The 18,016-nt window shown below is 54.2% G+C and carries 14 protein-coding genes and 2 pseudogenes; 9 read left to right on the top strand and 7 right to left on the bottom strand.

The genetic code is table 11. The features are described 5' to 3' along the window. Positions 1-140: 140 nt before the first annotated feature. Positions 141-1,418 (top strand): O-antigen ligase family protein, encoded by a 1,278-nt coding sequence (locus O1Q98_RS10595; RefSeq protein ID WP_125261046.1) that lies wholly within the window; start codon positions 141-143, stop codon positions 1,416-1,418. Positions 1,419-1,436: 18 nt separating this feature from the next. On the opposite strand, the gene O1Q98_RS10590 is transcribed toward O1Q98_RS10595, so the two are convergent. Genes O1Q98_RS10590 through rfaD form a run of 4 tightly spaced genes read right to left on the bottom strand, consistent with a single transcriptional unit; the run spans position 1,437 to position 5,498 of the window. Then, a complete protein-coding gene (locus O1Q98_RS10590) occupies positions 1,437-2,516 on the bottom strand; it encodes a glycosyltransferase family 9 protein (RefSeq protein WP_125261045.1) in 1,080 nt (359 codons plus the stop codon). Continuing rightward, on the bottom strand, positions 2,509-3,486 hold the full coding sequence (gene rfaC, locus O1Q98_RS10585; protein ID WP_125261044.1) for a lipopolysaccharide heptosyltransferase RfaC: 978 nt from the start codon (positions 3,484-3,486) through the stop codon (positions 2,509-2,511). Before rfaC ends, O1Q98_RS10590 begins: the two co-directional genes overlap by 8 nt. Further along, positions 3,483-4,535 (bottom strand): ADP-heptose--LPS heptosyltransferase RfaF, encoded by a 1,053-nt coding sequence (gene rfaF / locus O1Q98_RS10580; RefSeq protein WP_125261043.1) that lies wholly within the window; start codon positions 4,533-4,535, stop codon positions 3,483-3,485. Before rfaF ends, rfaC begins: the two co-directional genes overlap by 4 nt. Before the next feature lie 30 nt (positions 4,536-4,565). Then, positions 4,566-5,498: an ADP-glyceromanno-heptose 6-epimerase gene (gene rfaD, locus O1Q98_RS10575; protein WP_125261042.1), complete on the bottom strand. Its 933-nt coding sequence runs from the start codon at positions 5,496-5,498 to the stop codon at positions 4,566-4,568. 238 nt (positions 5,499-5,736) lie between these two features. Here rfaD and O1Q98_RS10570 point away from each other — a divergent pair, with 238 nt between their 5' ends. Together O1Q98_RS10570 and tdh are read left to right on the top strand one after the other, a co-directional pair. Continuing rightward, entirely contained in the window at positions 5,737-6,933 is a 1,197-nt protein-coding gene (locus O1Q98_RS10570; protein WP_125261215.1) for a glycine C-acetyltransferase, read from the top strand. Between the two features lie 11 nt (positions 6,934-6,944). Continuing rightward, positions 6,945-7,967 carry an L-threonine 3-dehydrogenase gene (tdh, locus tag O1Q98_RS10565; protein ID WP_125261041.1) on the top strand — a complete coding sequence of 341 codons (1,023 nt, stop codon included), beginning with the start codon at positions 6,945-6,947 and terminating at the stop codon, positions 7,965-7,967. A gap of 71 nt (positions 7,968-8,038) precedes the next feature. Here tdh and O1Q98_RS10560 read toward each other — a convergent pair whose 3' ends face one another. Next, positions 8,039-8,950, bottom strand: coding sequence for a divergent polysaccharide deacetylase family protein (locus O1Q98_RS10560; protein WP_125261214.1), 912 nt, complete (start codon positions 8,948-8,950; stop codon positions 8,039-8,041). Between the two features lie 29 nt (positions 8,951-8,979). After that, positions 8,980-10,254, bottom strand: a complete 1,275-nt coding sequence (gene envC, locus O1Q98_RS10555) for a murein hydrolase activator EnvC (RefSeq protein WP_125261040.1) — start codon at positions 10,252-10,254, stop codon at positions 8,980-8,982. A 247-nt stretch (positions 10,255-10,501) separates the two neighbouring features. Here envC and O1Q98_RS10550 point away from each other — a divergent pair. From O1Q98_RS10550 to O1Q98_RS10530, 5 genes and pseudogenes are all read left to right on the top strand, one after another. Then, positions 10,502-10,934: pseudogene (locus tag O1Q98_RS10550) on the top strand (rhodanese-like domain-containing protein). Positions 10,935-11,033: 99 nt separating this feature from the next. Continuing rightward, the gene (gene secB, locus O1Q98_RS10545) at positions 11,034-11,504 is read left to right on the top strand and encodes a protein-export chaperone SecB (protein WP_125261038.1); all 471 of its coding nucleotides are present in this window, start codon (positions 11,034-11,036) and stop codon (positions 11,502-11,504) included. Next, positions 11,504-12,523 (top strand): NAD(P)H-dependent glycerol-3-phosphate dehydrogenase, encoded by a 1,020-nt coding sequence (gene gpsA, locus O1Q98_RS10540; RefSeq protein WP_125261037.1) that lies wholly within the window; start codon positions 11,504-11,506, stop codon positions 12,521-12,523. The genes secB and gpsA overlap by 1 nt, the downstream gene beginning before the upstream one ends. A 158-nt stretch (positions 12,524-12,681) precedes the next feature. Further along, on the top strand, positions 12,682-13,503 hold the full coding sequence (gene cysE / locus O1Q98_RS10535) for a serine O-acetyltransferase (RefSeq protein ID WP_125261036.1): 822 nt from the start codon (positions 12,682-12,684) through the stop codon (positions 13,501-13,503). A gap of 275 nt (positions 13,504-13,778) precedes the next feature. Next, the gene (locus O1Q98_RS10530) at positions 13,779-14,678 is read left to right on the top strand and encodes a carboxylate/amino acid/amine transporter (protein ID WP_125261035.1); all 900 of its coding nucleotides are present in this window, start codon (positions 13,779-13,781) and stop codon (positions 14,676-14,678) included. Here the strand turns inward: O1Q98_RS10530 and metR are convergent. Next, a pseudogene (gene metR / locus O1Q98_RS10525) lies at positions 14,581-15,520 on the bottom strand (HTH-type transcriptional regulator MetR). The gene O1Q98_RS10530 and the pseudogene metR sit on opposite strands and share 98 nt — an antisense overlap. A 104-nt stretch (positions 15,521-15,624) precedes the next feature. Between metR and metE the strand changes: the two are divergent. Next, entirely contained in the window at positions 15,625-17,892 is a 2,268-nt protein-coding gene (metE, locus tag O1Q98_RS10520) for a 5-methyltetrahydropteroyltriglutamate--homocysteine S-methyltransferase (protein ID WP_125261033.1), read from the top strand. The last annotated feature ends 124 nt before the right edge of the window (positions 17,893-18,016 follow it).

Raw genomic sequence — 18,016 nt, 5'->3', positions numbered from 1 at the left:
TAACTTGGTATTCAATCAATTGGTTAAAATTAAGTGTTTTTAATTAATTGATTTTTATGAAAGAAATGATTTTTTTATTTCATCAGATATTGGCCTGGTGTTTATGAGCATGACGACTGAGGTTTTCAGGTGATAATAATATGACTTATCTAAAGTTATTAAAAAATAATATTGATTACGCAATCTATTTTCTTATATTGTTATTTTCATCTTCCTCAGTGTTTCTCTCTTTTCTTGATGCCAGTTATTCCCGGGTTTTTTTCTATCTTGCATCGTATTTGAGTTTTATTTTCATTTTTCTCTCCAAGTTTTCTTTGCCGCACCGATTCTCTGTGGGGTGCTCTAAAGGATATAAATGGTTATTTGGTGCGATATTTCTCTTGGGACTAAGTAAATTAGGATGGTTCTATTATGAGTATATCGGGTCGATTCATCATCATTTAGATGATGCATATTTCAATGCAGGCAAGCGTTTACTGCTCTCTGCCATAATCGGTGTCAGTCTGGTTTTATTTTCCCCTTTAAATATACAGCTGCATAAAAAAATTAAAGATGGATTGTTTGCGCTGTTCGTCTGCTGTTTTTTAACCGCGTCAATCGTTGGTGTTTGGCAATATCTTCATGGTGTTGAACGCGTGGATTTTTTAACCAGAAGGGCAACGGATGGTGCGTATATGTATGCTGCATTATCCATGGCGACAATGGTGATAATAACAGAGTATATTCGTCACTGGATGCGTTTTGTGGCGGTTTTTATTGTTTTTGTTATCAGTTATACCGTGATACTGTTGACTGATACACGAAATATGGTTTTTGCATTTCCTTTTATATTTTTGTTTACCGCATTTTGCGCTATGCGGGTATTAAAAATAAAATGGATTTTGGTTTTTGTTTTGCTCTTAAGCAGTATGATTTGTATTAATTATAATAAAATCTCTCACCGAATGAGTGATGCCGTCAATGAGACACAGGGGTTCGCAAATTATAATGGCAACAATAGTGGCTCACTGAGTTCCCGGCTGGCAATGTGGCGATTGGGGATAGAATTTTTTATCCATCATCCTCTGGGTAGTAATAAAGAGGCGCGCAGCGAGTGGGCCAAAAATTATATTTCAACTGAGAATAAATATCAGGCAGCACTGCCTTATCTGGATGTTCATTTGCATAATGAAATTATCGATACGGCTAGTTTACAGGGCGTGCTGGGGGTGATTTTATTATTCTTATTTTATGTTTCTATTACACTGTATGCCTGGATAAATAAGAATTTTATTTTACTGTCCGTTAGCGCCATAATTATGACAAGCGGCTTGACGGATGTGATATTTATCAGCAGGGAACAAACGATATTTTTTACGTTAATGATAGTGCTGGCCTTGCTATGGCAAAGAAGCTGTCAGTCGTATAAAAAATTCTAACATGGAAACGCTTCTGGGTTAACCCAGAAGCGTTTTGGCTGCATTCATTATGTCATCAACAGCGATTGTCGAGATAGCGTGATGCTTATCTTCTGACGTTATCTGAATCGCCTCAGGATATCCTGGCCCCCACACGCGGCTATTGATGAACGCACCGTGCATATCATTTCCATATAAACAAACTAATGGCTTCTTCCAGACAGCAGCGAGATGAACGATGGCCGTATCCGGTGAAATGATCAGGCTGGCGTGTTGGATAAGTGCCGCTGCGCTTTCTAGCGAAGAGAACGGATTAATATAAATATCTTCTAATTTTAAGGCCTGAATTCTTTCAGCGGAGCCAATAAGAATGATATTTACACCAGCGTATCTTTCTTTTAAGCATGAAACGATAAGGTGTAACTGCTGCTGTGAAATATCCCGACGATTATCGGCTGTATAAGGGTTAATAACAATCGTTTGCTGCCCTGGCAGAGACTGTAAAAAGGTGGTGACGTCTTGCATGACGCGGTCAGGGATAAAATAATCATAGTTAATACTGGGCGTTGCAATATTTATTGCCTGCATCAGCGCCAGATATCTGTCAGTGATATGACGATCGAAACCTTTATAGGATAAAGATAAATTGTAAAGGTTATATTTTTCCTTGTTGAAACCTACCACGTTCTTTGCGTTTATTTTTCTTAAAAAGCGGAGATGAAAGGGAGATATTTTGTCACCCATATCAATCACTAAATCGTATTTTTTTTCAGCAAATTGATTTGCTAACGATAACTTTTCCTGTAGATCGGATGGCGCGGTGATAATGTTATTGACGTATGGGTTGTGGGTGATCACCTGCGCATTATGTGCTCCACAGAGAACATCGACGATGTAACCCGAGGTGGCCAGTTCTCTGATTAATGATGTGGAAACTATCATGTCGCCAATCTTGTCATCGTCTCTTAATAACAGAACTGATTTGATGCCATCAAGCCGAAATGTCTCTCGCGTTTTTTTGTCAAACAAAAGGCGCGCAAGCCACAGGCGGAACTGCTTCATCGCGTAATTTCGCTGGCGGTTTAGCTCCCGTAATTTCACGAATCGCTTTTTAGACATGACTTAATCCGTTATGAGAACACACTAAATGAAAAACATGTTGAGCCGACAGTGACGACATCGTTTGGTCGGCAGAGGTCACTGCCGTTTGGTTTTTCCCATATCCGCCAATCAGACCCGGGTCGGTCGGGCCGTACAGCGTGATATTGGGCCTATCAAGTGCCGCAGTCAGGTGGCTTAAACCGGTGTCTACCGATACCACGGTTTGCGCGCCTGCCAGTACAGAGGCAACCTGCTCTAGCGTAAGCTTTGGCAGCACATCGACATGGGGGAAGCCTTCGGCAAGGCGCAGCGCGCGTTGATGTTCGTGTTCCGCTCCCCAGGGCAGCAAAATGCGTAACCCGGTTGGCGCGACCAGGGCTATTAGCTCGCGCCAGTGGGTTTCCGGCCAGTGTTTTTCATCACGCGTGGTGGCGTGCAAAAACACCAGATAAGGCGGCGTATCGACAGCAGACTCTGAGAGAAAGCGTGCGGCAATGGCATAGTCGCCTTGCTCTGCCGGTTTGCGGTAATTGAGGCTCATGGCAAACAGCGCGCGAATGCGTTCTACCGCATGTTGCTGGCGTGCGACCGGGTGGCGGTATTGATAGAACCAGCTTGCCAGCGGTTCTCGCGCACTTTTCCAGTCAAGGCCGTGCTTGTTGCCATGGGCCAGTCGTGTGACCAGCAAAGCGCTTTTCAGTAATCCCTGCGCGTCTATGACTGCGTCATAGCGCTTTTCCCGCAGGCGCTGTTTAAACGCCGCGCGTTCAGCACGAACCGGCGCACTAAACCAGTTTTTACGCCAGCGGCGAATGGCGACGGGAATGACGCGGTCAACTGCCGGATGCCAGCCGGGTATCTGGGCAAAGCCCTCTTCCACTACCCAGTCAAATTCAATGCCATGAATCACCTGCATTGCATCGGTCAATGCCGGTAGGGTGTGCAGCACATCGCCCATGGATGAGGTTTTAACAATCAGCACCCTCATGCTGGCGCCCCCTGAACAGCAATATGGCGTGACAGGGCTTCGAGTACCTGCTGTGGCTGAATGTCGATCAGGCTTTGATGGTAGCCCTGCTCGGCGTCCCCTTTACGTACCCGATGATAGCCGCTAATTAAGCGAATCACCTCGGCCTGCTGAGACAGTGGCGGTGTGAAGTCCGGGCTGCTGGGGCCATACAGCGCCACCAGCGGGCGGTTGAGCGCAGCGGCGACGTGCATCAGGCCCGAGTCATTACTGACTACCGCCTGACAAGCGGCGATCAGGACGACGGCTTGATCCAGCGAGGTCTGGCCTGCCAGATTTAAGCAGTATCCTTTCGCCTCGTGACTGAGCGTGGCGCAGATATCTTCCCCGGCCTGCCGGTCATTTGCAGAACCGAATAGCACTACCTGATAGCCGTTATCTATCAGTGATTGCGCCAGTGCGCCGTAATGATAGTGAGGCCAGCGTTTCGCCGGGCCGAATTCGGCTCCGGGGCAAAAACCAATAATAGGTCTCTGCCCGGCGAGCGGAAATGCGGCCAGTGCGGTAGCTTTTTCGGCTTCGCTGACGCTCAGTTGCGGTAAGTGTAGCGGCTGCGGCAGGTCGCTGGCGCTATGTATCCGATCGCGGCCATAGGCCAGCGCGACATAGCGTTGCACCATTAACGGGAAGGCGGCTTTATCAAGCACCCGCACGTCGTTCAGTAAGCCGTAGCGCATTTCGCCGCGCCAGCCGGTGCGCTGAGGGATGCGGGCAAAAAACGGCACCAGTGCGGATTTAAACGAATTGGGTAACACATAGGCGCGATCATAGTGCTGTTCACGCAGTCCCATGCCCAATTGCCGCCGTTCGCCAAGCGCCAGCGCACCGTGGCCAAGTGGCATGGCCAGCGCCTGATTGACCTCTGGCATACGCGCCAGCAACGGGCGGCACCAGGCCGGTGCCATGACATCAATCGAGGCTTGCGGGTATTGCGCGTTGAGCGTGCGATACAGGCTGTGCGACATCATCATGTCGCCTACCCACGACGGGCCGATGACCAGAATTTTCATACCGTTGGTATTTCCTTACGGCCAGACAAATCAAACGCTGCGGTTAAGCCAGGCAAGGTATTCAGTCACCCCTTGGGCGACGGTTTTGAACGGCTTGTCATAACCGGCAGCCCGTAATTTGCTGAGGTCGGCCTGGGTATATGCCTGATAGCGGCCTTTCAGTTTGTCCGGGAACGGGATGTATTCGACGCTGTCTTGCTTGTGCCAGGCCAGTACCGCATCGGCAACGGCCTGGAACGACTCGGCGCGGCCAGTGCCACAGTTGAAAATGCCGGAGACACCGTGCTGCCAGAACCACAGATTCACCGCTGCCACATCGCCGACATAAACGAAATCACGCTTGAAGTTTTCGCTGCCGCTGAACAGTTTCGGCTTTTCGCCCTGATTCAGTTGGGTATTGAGGTGGAAAGCCACGCTCGCCATGCTGCCTTTGTGACTTTCACGCGGCCCGTAGACATTGAAATAACGGAAGCCGCAAATCTGTGACTCAGCCTGCGGCAGAATCTCACGCACATACTGGTCAAACAGGAATTTGGAGTAGCCGTACACATTAAGCGGCTGTTCGTACTGGCGATCTTCAATGAAATTATCGGTACGGCCACCGTAGGTTGCCGCAGAGGAGGCGTACAGGAATGGAATACCGCGCTCAAGACAGTAGTGCAGCACCTCTTTTGAATACTGATAGTTGTTATCCATCATGTATTTGCCATCCCACTCGGTGGTGGATGAACAGGCACCTTCATGGAAAATCGCGTCAATATCGCCCAGATCGTCACCGGCAACGATACTGGCAATAAAATCTTCCTTGTCCATGTAATCGGCAATGTCCAGATCAACCAGGTTGGCGAATTTGGTGCCATCTTTGAGGTTATCGACCACCAGAATATCCCGGTGTCCGGCGTCATTGAGCGCCTTCACGATATTGCTGCCGATGAAACCGGCACCGCCAGTCACGATAATCATGGGAGTTACCTTGTTAAGCTTGCTGGTAGAGCACCGTGCCCTACACCTGTTGGGCGCTATCATAGCACTACCGCGCAATGCGGGCATCCTGTGCCGATTTTCTCGTCATCTCCTGCGTACTGCGCCGCATTTATCCTGTGATGACGGTGGCGTTTTGCACGCAAGCCATCAATCCGCTTCGCATTTCTCCACTACCTTTACTGGCAGAGGGTTGGTTATGAAAAGAGGAGCCTTAACGATGCCTGCGGCATTTTATCAACAGCTCACCACCCAACTGGCGGCGGTGCAGCGCGATGGTTTATTCAAAGACGAATTGCCTATTACCAGCGCCCAGCAGGCGCTGGTCAGAGCCGCCTGCGGTGATGAGTTAATCAATTTTTGTGCCAACAACTATTTAGGACTGGCGAACCACCCGGCATTGATTAGTGCGGCCAAAGCCGGGCTGGATAGCCACGGCTTTGGCATGGCCTCGGTGCGTTTTATTTGTGGCACGCAGGATATCCACACCGAGCTTGAGCAACAGCTGGCGCATTTTCTTGGTATGGAGGAGGCCATTCTTTACTCCTCCTGTTTTGATGCGAACGGTGGCCTGTTTGAAACCCTGATGGGCGAAGAGGATGCGATTGTGTCGGATGCGCTGAACCATGCGTCGATTATCGACGGCATCCGGCTATCAAAAGCGCGCCGCTATCGCTATGGCAATAACGACATGCGCCAACTGGAGGCACGGTTGCAGCAGGCGCGTGCTGAAGGGGCGCGTCATCTGCTTATCGCTACCGATGGGGTCTTTTCTATGGATGGCGTGATAGCCAATCTGCCGGGTATTTGCCAACTGGCGCGCCGTTATGACGCGCTGGTGATGGTGGATGATTCGCACGCGGTGGGGATTGTCGGTGAGCAGGGGCGCGGCACGGCGGAGTACCATCAGGTGATGGGGCAGGTCGATATTCTCACCGGCACGCTGGGCAAGGCGCTTGGCGGTGCCAGCGGCGGGTATGTTGCTGCTCGCCGTGAGGTGGTGGCGTGGTTACGCCAGCGCTCGCGTCCTTACCTGTTTTCGAATTCTCTCGCCCCCTCGATAGTTGCCGCTTCGCTTGCCGCGCTAACGCTGGTGCGTGACGGGCAGGCACTGCGCCAGCAGTTGTGGCGCAACGCAAACCGGTTTCGCCAACAGATGACCGCCGCCGGTTTTACGCTGGCCGGGGCTGACCATGCCATTATTCCGGTGATGCTGGGCGAGGCCCGGCTGGCGCAGGCATTTGCTGCCGCTCTGCGCCAGCAGGGGGTTTACGTCAGCGGCTTTTTCTATCCGGTGGTGCCGCAGGGGCAGGCGCGCATTCGCACGCAACTGTCGGCAGCGCATACGCCCGAGCAGGTCGATCGGGCGGTGGCGGCGTTTATTCGCGTGGGGCGGCAGCTTGGCGTGGTGGACTGAGGGGGAACGGTATGAAAGCGCTGGCAAAACTGCGACCGGAACCGGGCATCTGGCTGACTGAGGTGCCAGAGCCTGTGCCCGGCCACAATGATGTGCTGATTAAAATTCGCAAAACGGCTATCTGCGGCACGGATGTTCACATTTATAACTGGGATGCGTGGTCACAGAAAACCATCCCGATACCGCTGGTGACGGGCCATGAGTATGTTGGCGAGATTGTGGCCATCGGGCAGGAGGTCGAGGGGTTTACCCTGGGCGACCGGGTATCGGGTGAGGGCCATATTACCTGCGGTTATTGCCGTAACTGTCGCGCCGGTCGGCGGCATTTGTGCCGTAACACATTCGGCGTCGGTGTGAACCGGCCAGGAGCGTTTGCCGAGTATCTGGTGATCCCGGCCTATAACGCGTTCCGCCTGCCTGCCGCCATTCCCGATGAGATAGCCGCGATTTTCGACCCGTTTGGTAATGCGGTACATACCGCGCTGGCGTTTGATTTGGTGGGGGAAGATGTGCTGATTTGCGGGGCCGGGCCGATAGGCGTGATGGCGGCGGCGGTGTGTCGGCATGTCGGGGCGCGTCATGTGGTGATAACTGATGTAAATGAGTACCGGCTGGCGCTGGCGCGCCGCATGGGGGTGACGCGGGCGGTGAATGTGGCCGACACCGCGCTTGAGGCGGTGATGCATGAGCTGGGGATGACGGAAGGGTTTGACGTGGGGCTGGAAATGTCCGGCGCGCCACAGGCGTTTCGCAGCTTATTGTCGGTGATGAATCACGGCGGGCGTATCGCCATGCTGGGTATTCCGCCGCAGGCAACGCCGGTGGACTGGAGCGAGATCATTTTTAAGGGGCTGGTAATTAAAGGGATTTATGGCCGTGAAATGTTTGAGACCTGGTACAAGATGGCGGCGCTTATCCAGTCCGGCTTGGATCTCTCACCGATTATCACCCATCGCTTTCACCGCGATGATTTCCAGCAAGGCTTCGATGTGATGCGCTCAGGGCAGTCCGGTAAAGTGATCCTTGACTGGTAGCCTGTGCGCATAGATTGGCATGCATCGTCTCACTACGCCCGGCATGTCCTCATGCCGGGCGCAGGTTGCTCTCAGCCGAGCCAGGTTTGCCAGCGCTGTTGCACATAGCGCACACCGGCGCTTTCGCTGAGGTACTGACCGAGGCGAGACCAGAGTTCAAACTGCGAGATAGCCGGTAACGGCTGCCTGATTGTACACAGTTGGATGGGGCGCAGGCGTTTTTGCGGCGCGGGCCTTGCGGCGAGCTGCGTCGGCACCGGCTGATAGTGCGGCTCTGCTTCATTGAGCAACTGGCTTGGCCGTACCAGTACGACATCGGCAGGCAGCGCAGGCAGCATTTGCTGTAACACCGTAATAGTGGCGGGATGAGGGTGGCCGATGGCAATCGCATATCCGCTGCGTCTGGCGATGTCTAAGGCGCGGTTGAACTGCTGGCGGATATCGGCAACGTTTTGGCTGTCATCAAGAAAAACCTTTCGCTTTAAAACTTTAATGCCTGTGCCTGCTGCCGCGAGACTGGCCTGACTGCTCCCTATCGTCATGCTGTCAAGAAAGTAGAGCCGATAAGCGCTCATGGCCCGCATCACTTTTTGCATCCCCGGCAGGCTGGCGGTCATCGCACTGCCCATATGGTTATTGAGCCCTGCTGCATAAGGCACGTTATTGACGGCCTCACGCACGATGCGGGTGATTTCCGCCTCGCTCATGTCCGGGCGTAACGTATCTTTTTCCAGCGGCTGTTTGCTGATAGGGGCCATTGGCAGGTGGATTAACACCTCGCGCCCCTGTGCGTGCGCTCTGGTGGCGACATCGCGGGCATTGGGTGAGTTGGGCAGCACGGCGATGGAAACCGCCGTCGGCATTGCCAGAATCTGATTGTCGTTATGCGCGCGATAACCAAAATCGTCAATCACCAGCGCCAGCTTACCGGCCAGAACTGGCGTTGAGCAGGGGATTGCCCCGACGAATAGCGCAATTGCCATCAATAGACGGCGGAGAAGTAAATGCACACTTACCTTCCTAACCAGGAGCTCGGGTTAATCGCCCGTCCCTGACGTCGAATTTCAAAATAGAGCGCTGGCTGGTTCTGCCCGCCGCTGCTGCCTGCCAGCGCAATCGGCTGACCGGCTTTAACTTGTGCGCCGACGGCAACCAGCGCGCTCTGGTTATAACCGTACAGGCTCATGTCCCCCTTGCCGTGATCGACCACCACCACCTGACCATAACCTTGCAGCCAATCGGCCATTAGCACCGTACCGTCGGCGATGGCGCGCACTTCGGTGCCCTCACGGGTGGCAATCACCAGTCCTTTCCAGTGCAATTCGCCTTGCAACGGCTCGCCAAAACGATGCAGTGTGCGCCCGCGTACAGGCCAGACGTACTGGCCCGCAGGCTGGCCCAAACCGCCGGTGCGGGCGATTAATGATTGCTCTTGCTCCGTTGGTTTGTAACGGGTTCCTTGCTGTTTGGCCTGCTCCTCTTTTTCGCGTAAGCGTGCGGCTTCACGGGCCTCGCGTTCGGCCCGGGCCTTGGCTTCGCGTTCAGCGCGGGCGATTTGATCGCGCAGGCGGCTTTCATTCTGGCGCAGCTCGGTGAGTTGCTGCTGATCTTTTGCCAGCGCCTGTTCCAGCGAGTTAAGCGTGTTCTGGCGCTCGTTTTGCGCTTTTTCCAGCGTTTTTTGCTGCTGTTGTTGCTCGGTAAGTAATTTTTTTTGCTGTGATTGCTTTTGTTCTATCTGTTGTTTCTGCGCCGCCAACTGGCTACGGGTTTGCTGTAATTCATGGATGGATTTTTCGCGCGCCCGGTTCAGGTAATTGAAATACGCCAGAATACGATCGCGGCGTTGTGCGTCTTCGCCGCCGAGCACCAGTTGCAGTCCGCTGTGCTGGCCTTGACGAAAGGCCGCATCCAATTGCAGGGACAACAGCTTTTCCTGCGTTTTTTGCTGGGTCTGTAGTTTGGTTATCGACGCGTTGAGATGGGTGATGTCTTGGTTGAGCCGCTCAAGCGTGGCGTGCGTATCCCGTAGCTGACGGGTGGCCTGAGCGATGGATTGCTCTTGTTGCTTCAATTGGGCAAGCAGCGTACCGCGCCGTTGCTGTTGCGCCCGCACGCTTTTTTCTTTCTCTGCGATGTCCTGCTGTAACGATTTCAGCTGTTGCTGATTGTCTTCACTGCGGCCAGGACACGGCAGCAGCAGCATGCCGATACAAAGCACACTGGCGCATCGGATCAATAAATTGTCACGGCCCGGGGGCAACGGTGCAGAGAACGCTTTTTTGCTCATGGTGAAAGATTATTCCACGATGAACCCTCCCTTACCAGTTGTGTTGTCTGGGATTTCTATTTCCATCCATGATTGGCAGGCGGTGTTCTGTTTCGGCAAAACCCCTTCAGGGCGGGGAATAAATGCAGGCGGCTGCGCAGAATCGTGACACGATGTTGGCATTCAGGCTGTAATTGCACTACTGCATAGGTATACTCAGACTCCCTGTATTTGAATTGCTTAACTGATTTCGGAGTCGTTACACCCCATGCAAGAGATTATGCCATTTATCAGCCGACACCCTGTCATGAGCGTGGCCTGGGTTGCCCTGTTGATCGCGGTCATCGTGCTGACGGTGAAAAGTAAGCTGTCTAAGGTAAGAGAAGTGGCGCGCGGCGAGGCCATTCAGCTTATTAACAAAGAAGATGCGGTTGTGGTGGATACCCGTAATCGTGACGATTATCGTCGTGGCCATATTGCCGGGGCTATCAACACTGTTACCGAATGACATCAAGAACGGCAGCCTGGGTGAACTGGAAAAACACAAGGCACAGCCGGTGATTGTGGTTTGCGCCAATGGCATGTCATCCCGCGAGTCTGGGGAACAGCTGTTCAAAGCCGGTTTTGAGCGTGTTCTGATTCTGAAAGACGGGCTGGCTGGCTGGAGTGGTGAAAACCTCCCGCTGGTTCGCGGTAAATAATGCAGCGCCCTCATTGGGCGTTGTCTGTTTGTGTTATGGCGTGACTTTCCAGGCGAAAGGAAGCGCGCAAGGAAATCCAACAAAAGGGTATTATTCAACATGTCTGAACAAAATAACGTCGAGCTGACTTTCCAGATCCAGCGTATCTACACCAAAGATATTTCATTCGAAGCACCGAATGCGCCGCAGGTGTTCCAGCAAGAGTGGAATCCTGAAGTCAAACTGGATCTGGACACGGCTTCAACCCAACTGGCTGATGATGTCTATGAAGTGGTGCTGCGTGTCACGGTGACGTCAACTATCGGTGAAGAAACCGCTTTCCTGTGTGAAGTCCAGCAGGCGGGTATTTTCACGGTGGGCGGTCTTGAAGGCACCCAACTGGCTCATTGCCTGGGCGCGTATTGCCCGAATGTCCTGTTCCCGTACGCGCGTGAGTGCATCACTAGCCTGGTGTCTCGCGGCACATTCCCGCAGTTGAACCTGGCGCCGGTGAACTTTGATGCCCTGTTCATGAATTACCTGGAACAGCAGGCGGGTCAAGAAGGCAATACTCAGAAGCTGGATGCCTGATGAGCGCGTCTGATGCAGCCATGACAGTGATCGGTGCCGGTTCATACGGCACCGCGCTGGCGATCACGGTGGCCCGTAACGGCCATCGTGTTGTGCTGTGGGGGCACGATCCACAGCATGTTCGCGCGTTGCAAGCCGCGCGCTGCAATCAGGCGTTTTTGCCTGACGTCGCTTTCCCGGATTCGTTGCAGCTTGAAACCTCTTTGGCGCACGCGCTGGCCGCCAGCCGCGATATTTTGGTGGTGGTGCCAAGCCATGTGTTTGGCCAGGTGTTGCAACAGCTCAAGCCGCATTTGCGGGCGGATGCCCGGTTAGTCTGGGCCACCAAAGGGCTTGAGGCGGAAACCGGCCGCTTATTGCAGGATGTGGCGCGGGATGTGTTGGGCGAGTCTATCCCCTTGGCTGTGCTCTCCGGCCCGACGTTCGCCAAAGAGTTAGCCGCCGGATTGCCGACAGCCATTGCATTGGCTTCGACCGATCGGCAATTCTCTGAAGATTTGCAGCAACTGCTGCACTGTGGCAAGAGTTTTCGCGTTTATAGCAACCCGGATTTTATTGGCGTGCAGCTTGGTGGCGCGGTAAAAAACGTGATTGCCATTGGCGCAGGTATGTCTGATGGCATGGGATTTGGTGCCAATGCGCGCACTGCGCTTATCACCCGAGGGTTGGCGGAAATGACCCGCCTTGGCATCGCTCTGGGAGCCGACCCTTCTACCTTTATGGGCATGGCAGGATTAGGCGATCTGGTGCTGACGTGTACCGATAACCAGTCCCGCAACCGTCGTTTTGGCATGATGCTGGGCCAGGGGTTGGATGTCACCCGCGCGCAAGAGCACATTGGGCAGGTGGTGGAAGGCTATCGCAACACCAAAGAGGTGATGGCATTGGCGCAGCGCTACGGTGTTGAAATGCCGATTACCGAACAACTCTGGCAGGTGCTCTACTGTGGCAAAGATGCCCGGGAAGCGGCACTCAGTCTGCTGGGTCGAGCACGAAAAGACGAAAGCAGCCGGATGTGATTGCCGGATAGTATGCGGGCTTCCTGTGGGCGGCTCGGCGTCTTCTTTTTGTGAAAAAAATGTTTTTTGTGACAAAAATAACGTTTCGTTGTGGTAATAAGTTGTGCGGCAGCAAAAGTTAAAGCGGTGGATTAACGGTTTTTCAACGAGGTAGCGCAATGTCGAATGATGAGCTGGAACTGGTCTGGAAACACATTAAAGATGAGGCGCGCAGCCTGGCGGACTGCGAACCGATGCTGGCCAGCTTCTTTCACGCGACGCTGTTAAAACATGAGAACCTGGGCAGTGCCTTAAGCTATATGCTCGCCAACAAACTGGCGAATGCCATCATGCCCGCGATTGCCATTCGTGAGGTCGTGGAAGAGGCGTATCGCGCCGACCCGCAAATGATTGCCTCTGCCGCCCGCGATATTATGGCGGTGCGCCTGCGTGACCCGGCGGTGGATAAATACTCCACGCCGCTGTTGTACCTGAAAGGGTTTCACGCGTTGCAGGCTTATCGCATCGGCCACTGGCTGTGGCAGCAAGACCGTCGGGCGCTGGCGATTTATCTGCAAAATCAAATTTCTGTCTCGTTCGGTGTGGATATTCATCCTGCCGCCCGCATTGGTTGCGGCATTATGCTCGACCACGCAACCGGCATCGTCATCGGTGAAACGGCGGTGGTGGAAAACGATGTCTCCATTCTGCAATCCGTCACGCTCGGGGGAACCGGCAAAACCAATGGCGACCGTCACCCGAAAATTCGTGAAGGGGTGATGATTGGCGCAGGAGCCAAAATCCTCGGTAATATCGAAGTCGGTTGTGGGGCGAAAATCGGCGCGGGTTCCGTGGTGTTACAACCGGTGCCGCCACATACCACCGCAGCCGGTGTGCCCGCGCGGATTGTGGGCCGCCCGGAGAGTGATAAACCGTCGCTGGATATGGATCAATACTTCAACGGCTCGCTGCGCGGCTTTGAAGACGGCGACGGGATTTGACGCTGGGGCTCTGACGTCTTGTTTGACGCCTGCCGGATAAGGGCAGGCTGTCTGTTGATGTGCGGATGTGCCTCAGCACCTGCCGTTTCAGGCCATCTTTCTCTGGTTCGCACAATAACGGCAATTGTGTTTTTCGCCTGGCTGCGTTGGCAATTCTGAGTGGCTGAGTGCGCTTTTTTTGCTCTGATGTAAACCATCTTGACGAAAATTCAGCCGTGTAACTCGACTACAATGCTGCACCCGTTGCGTGTTATGGATATGGAGCGAGCCACACCGTGCCGTTATTAATCATTACCACAATTTTGTGGGCGTTTTCTTTTAGTCTGATTGGCGAATACCTGGCAGGCCAGGTCGATAGCTGGTTCTCGGCGATGTTTCGTCTGGTGCTGGCGGCGCTGGTGTTCCTGCCTTTTTTGCGCTGGCGTGGTTATTCCCCCAAAGTGCTGGGGCTGTATTTACTGGTCGGTGCCTTCCAGCTTGGCATTATGTATCTGTTTTTCTTTCGCAGTTACCTCTATCTGAATGTTCCCTCCGTGTTGCTGTTCTCAGTGATGACGCCGCTTTACGTGACGTTGATTTATGATCTGTTAAGCGGCAGGCGCTTGCGCTGGGGCTATGCGTTTAGCGCGCTGCTGGCGGTGCTGGGCGCGGCGATTATCCATTACCACGGCGTGAGCGATCACTTCTGGTGGGGGCTGTTACTGGTGCAGGCGGCCAACGTCTGTTTTGCCGTCGGTCAGGTTGGTTATAAGCGCCTGATGGAGCTGCACCCGATGCCGCAGCACAGCGCGTTTTCCTGGTTTTACCTCGGGGCGGCATTGGTGACACTGATAGCCTGGGGGCTGTTTGGCAATATGGCAAAACTGCCTGCGACGACAGTACAGTGGCAGGTGCTGGTGTTCCTTGGCGTGGTGGTATCCGGGCTTGGCTATTTTATGTGGAATTACGGCGCGACGCAGGTTGATGCCGGTACGCTCAGTATTATGAACAACTTTCACGTACCGGCCGGGCTACTGGTCAACTTCGCGTTTTGGCAGAAAACGCCGGACTGGAGCCGCTTTATGCTGGGCAGTGCGGTTATTGTGGTCGCACTATGGGTACACCAGCGCTGGGTCGTGAAGCGTCACGCACAAACGGCAGATGCGCACAGGCATGCTGGCGGGCAGAACGAATAAACGCCTCAATGACCGGCTGGCGCTGCTCACCATCGCGCACCGCAGCGTACAGCCGGCTCCACAAGCCTTCGCCCAGCGTTTTCGTCACCACCAGCCCCTGGCGTTCAAAACTCTCCACCACCCAGTGCGGCAGCGCGGCAATGCCCATGCGCGCCGAAACCATCTGAATTAACAGCAATGTGTTATCGACGCTTTTCAGCGAGGGGCTGACGCCTGCCGGTTGCAGAAAATGACGCCAGACATCGAGCCGCTGGCGCTGCACCGGGTAAATCATCAGCGTTTCTTGCGCCAAATCTTCAGGCGAAATGACTTCACGGTTGGCCAGCGGGTGGTCAGGAGCCAGCACCAGCCGCACCTCGAAGTCAAACATCGGCGAATAATGCAGGCCGCTGCGCGGCAGAATATCGGAGGTCATCACCAGGTCCAGCTCGCCTTGCTGGAGCGCAGGCTGTGGGTCGAACGTCACGCCGGATTTAAAATCCATCGCCACCTGTGGCCAGCTTTGGTGGAAATTCTCCAGCGCGGGCGTGAGCCACTGAATACAACTGTAGGCATTCGATAGCCAGTCGCAGCGTTGTTTGATGCGGTTCATTACAGGCCTGTAGCGCCTGTTGAATTTGCGGCAGGATCTGTTCGGCCAACTGCAACAGAATGTCCCCCTGCGGTGTGAAGCGCAGCGGCTGGCTCTTACGAACGAATAGGCGAAATCCCAGACGTTGTTCCAGGTCGCTGAACTGGTGTGACAACGCTGACTGCGTTTGATGAAGCTGGGCGGCGGCGGCGGCTAACGATCCGGTGTTACGCAGCGCCTGCAGTGTCCGTAAGTGTTTAAGTTCGATCATGAGAGTCCTTCACAGTGACAGTGAATAAATTGCGCTTGTGCTCACTACACTACCTGCGGATTATGGATGTGTAAACATCTGGACGGCTAAATGAGGATTCAGGCATGGCAATTATCAATCACACTCTCGGTTTCCCGCGCGTCGGTCTGCGTCGTGAACTAAAAAAAGCACAGGAAAGCTATTGGGCGGGTAACAGCACTCAGGATGAACTGCTGGCTGTAGGGCGTGAGTTACGCACGCGTCACTGGCAACAACAGAAAGACGCAGGCGTTGAGTTGCTGCCGGTGGGCGATTTTGCCTGGTACGATCATGTGCTGACCACCAGCTTGCTGCTGGGCAATGTCCCGGCCCGCCATCAGAGCGCTGACGGCGCAGTAAATCTCGATACTCTGTTCCGTATTGGCCGTGGCCGCGCACCGACCGGTGAGCCCGCAGCGGCGGCAGAAATGACCAAATGGTTTAACACCAACTATCACTACATGGTGCCGGAATTCACCAAAGGCCAGTCGTTCAGGCTGACCTGGACGCAACTGCTTGATGAAGTAGACGAAGCGCTGGCGCTGGGCCACAAGGTGAAACCGGTGCTGCTCGGCCCTGTGACCTATCTGTGGCTGGGTAAAGTCAAAGGCGAGGCGTTTAACCGCCTTGAGCTGCTTAGTGCCATTCTGCCGGTTTATCAGCAAGTGCTGGCGGAACTGGCCAAACGCGGCATTGAATGGGTACAGATTGATGAGCCGTTGCTGGCGCTGGAGCTGGATGCTGAATGGAAAGCAGCATTGAAACCGGCTTACGCTGCGCTGCAAGGCCATAGCAAACTGCTGCTGACCACCTATTTCGACAGCATCAGCCAGAATCTGGATGTTATCAAGGCGCTGCCGGTGCAGGGGCTGCATGTCGATTTGGTGCATGGTAAAGATGACGCTGCCACGCTCAATGCGCAGTTACCGGCTGACTGGGTATTGTCACTCGGTGTTATCAATGGCCGTAACGTCTGGCGTGCCGACCTGGCGAGCTGGTTTGAGCGCCTGCAACCGCTGCTCGGCAAACGCACCCTGTGGCTGGGCAGTTCTTGCTCGCTGCTGCACAGCCCGATTGATCTCAGTGTGGAAACCCGTCTGGATGACGAAGTAAAAAGCTGGTTCGCGTTTGCGATTCAGAAGTGTCAGGAACTGGCGTTGTTGACCAAGGCGCTTAACAGCGGCAATGGCGATGAGCTGGTGGCCTATAGCGCACCGATCCGCGCCCGCCAGACATCGACCCGGGTGAATAACCCGGAAGTGGCGCAGCGTCTGGCGGCGATCACCGCGCAAGACAGCCAGCGTCAGCACCCGTATCCGGTGCGTGCCGAAGCGCAGCGTGCGCGCTTCAAACTGCCCGCCTGGCCGACCACCACGATTGGTTCATTCCCGCAAACCAGCGAAATTCGCGGCCTGCGGCTGGATTTCAAACAAGGTCGTCTGGACGGTCAAAACTACCGTACCGGCATCGCCGGGCACATCAAACAGGCGATTGTGGAACAAGAGCGACTGGAGCTGGATGTGTTAGTACACGGCGAAGCCGAGCGTAACGACATGGTGGAGTATTTTGGCGAGCATCTCGACGGTTTCGTCTTTACCCAGAACGGGTGGGTGCAGAGCTACGGTTCACGCTGCGTGAAACCGCCGGTGGTGATTGGCGACATCAGCCGCCCCGAAGCGATTACGGTGGAGTGGGCAAAATATGCACAATCACTGACCAGCAAGCCGGTAAAAGGCATGTTGACCGGCCCGGTCACGATTTTGTGCTGGTCATTCCCGCGTGAAGATGTCAGCCGTGAAACCATTGCCAAACAGATTGCTCTGGCGCTGCGTGATGAAGTGGCGGATCTGGAAGCGGCCGGTATCGGCATCATCCAGATTGACGAACCGGCGCTGCGTGAAGGGCTGCCGCTGCACCGTTCTGACTGGGCGGCTTATCTGGAATGGGCGGTGGATGCGTTCCGCCTGAATGCGGCGGTGGCGCAAGACGATACGCAAATCCACACCCACATGTGTTATTGCGAATTCAACGACATCATGGATTCGATTGCGGCACTGGATGCGGACGTGATCACCATCGAAACTTCACGTTCTGATATGGAGCTGCTGGAGTCGTTTGAAGAGTTCGAATACCCGAATGAAATCGGCCCCGGCGTGTATGACATTCACTCGCCGAACGTACCGAGTGTTGAATGGATTGAAGCACTGCTGCGCAAAGCGGCCCAGCGTATTCCGGCAGAGCGCCTGTGGGTGAACCCGGACTGCGGCCTGAAAACGCGCGGCTGGCCGGAAACCCGCCAGTCACTGGCGAACATGGTGACGGCGGCCAAACGCCTGCGTGAAACAGCGGAATAAGTCAGCCGAAAACGGTGATGGGGAATGGCGCAAAGGATGACAGGATGCACGTGAACCACAGGATATGACACAGGGCTGGGACGTTCCGCATCACCCCCTGAAAAAGCAAGGGAGACGATGGTGT

It is taken from the genome of Dickeya lacustris, assembly GCF_029635795.1.
GTDB classification, from domain to species: domain Bacteria; phylum Pseudomonadota; class Gammaproteobacteria; order Enterobacterales; family Enterobacteriaceae; genus Dickeya; species Dickeya lacustris.
Note: the sequence above shows the minus strand (reverse complement) of the source record. Positions and strands in the feature narration are given on the sequence as shown.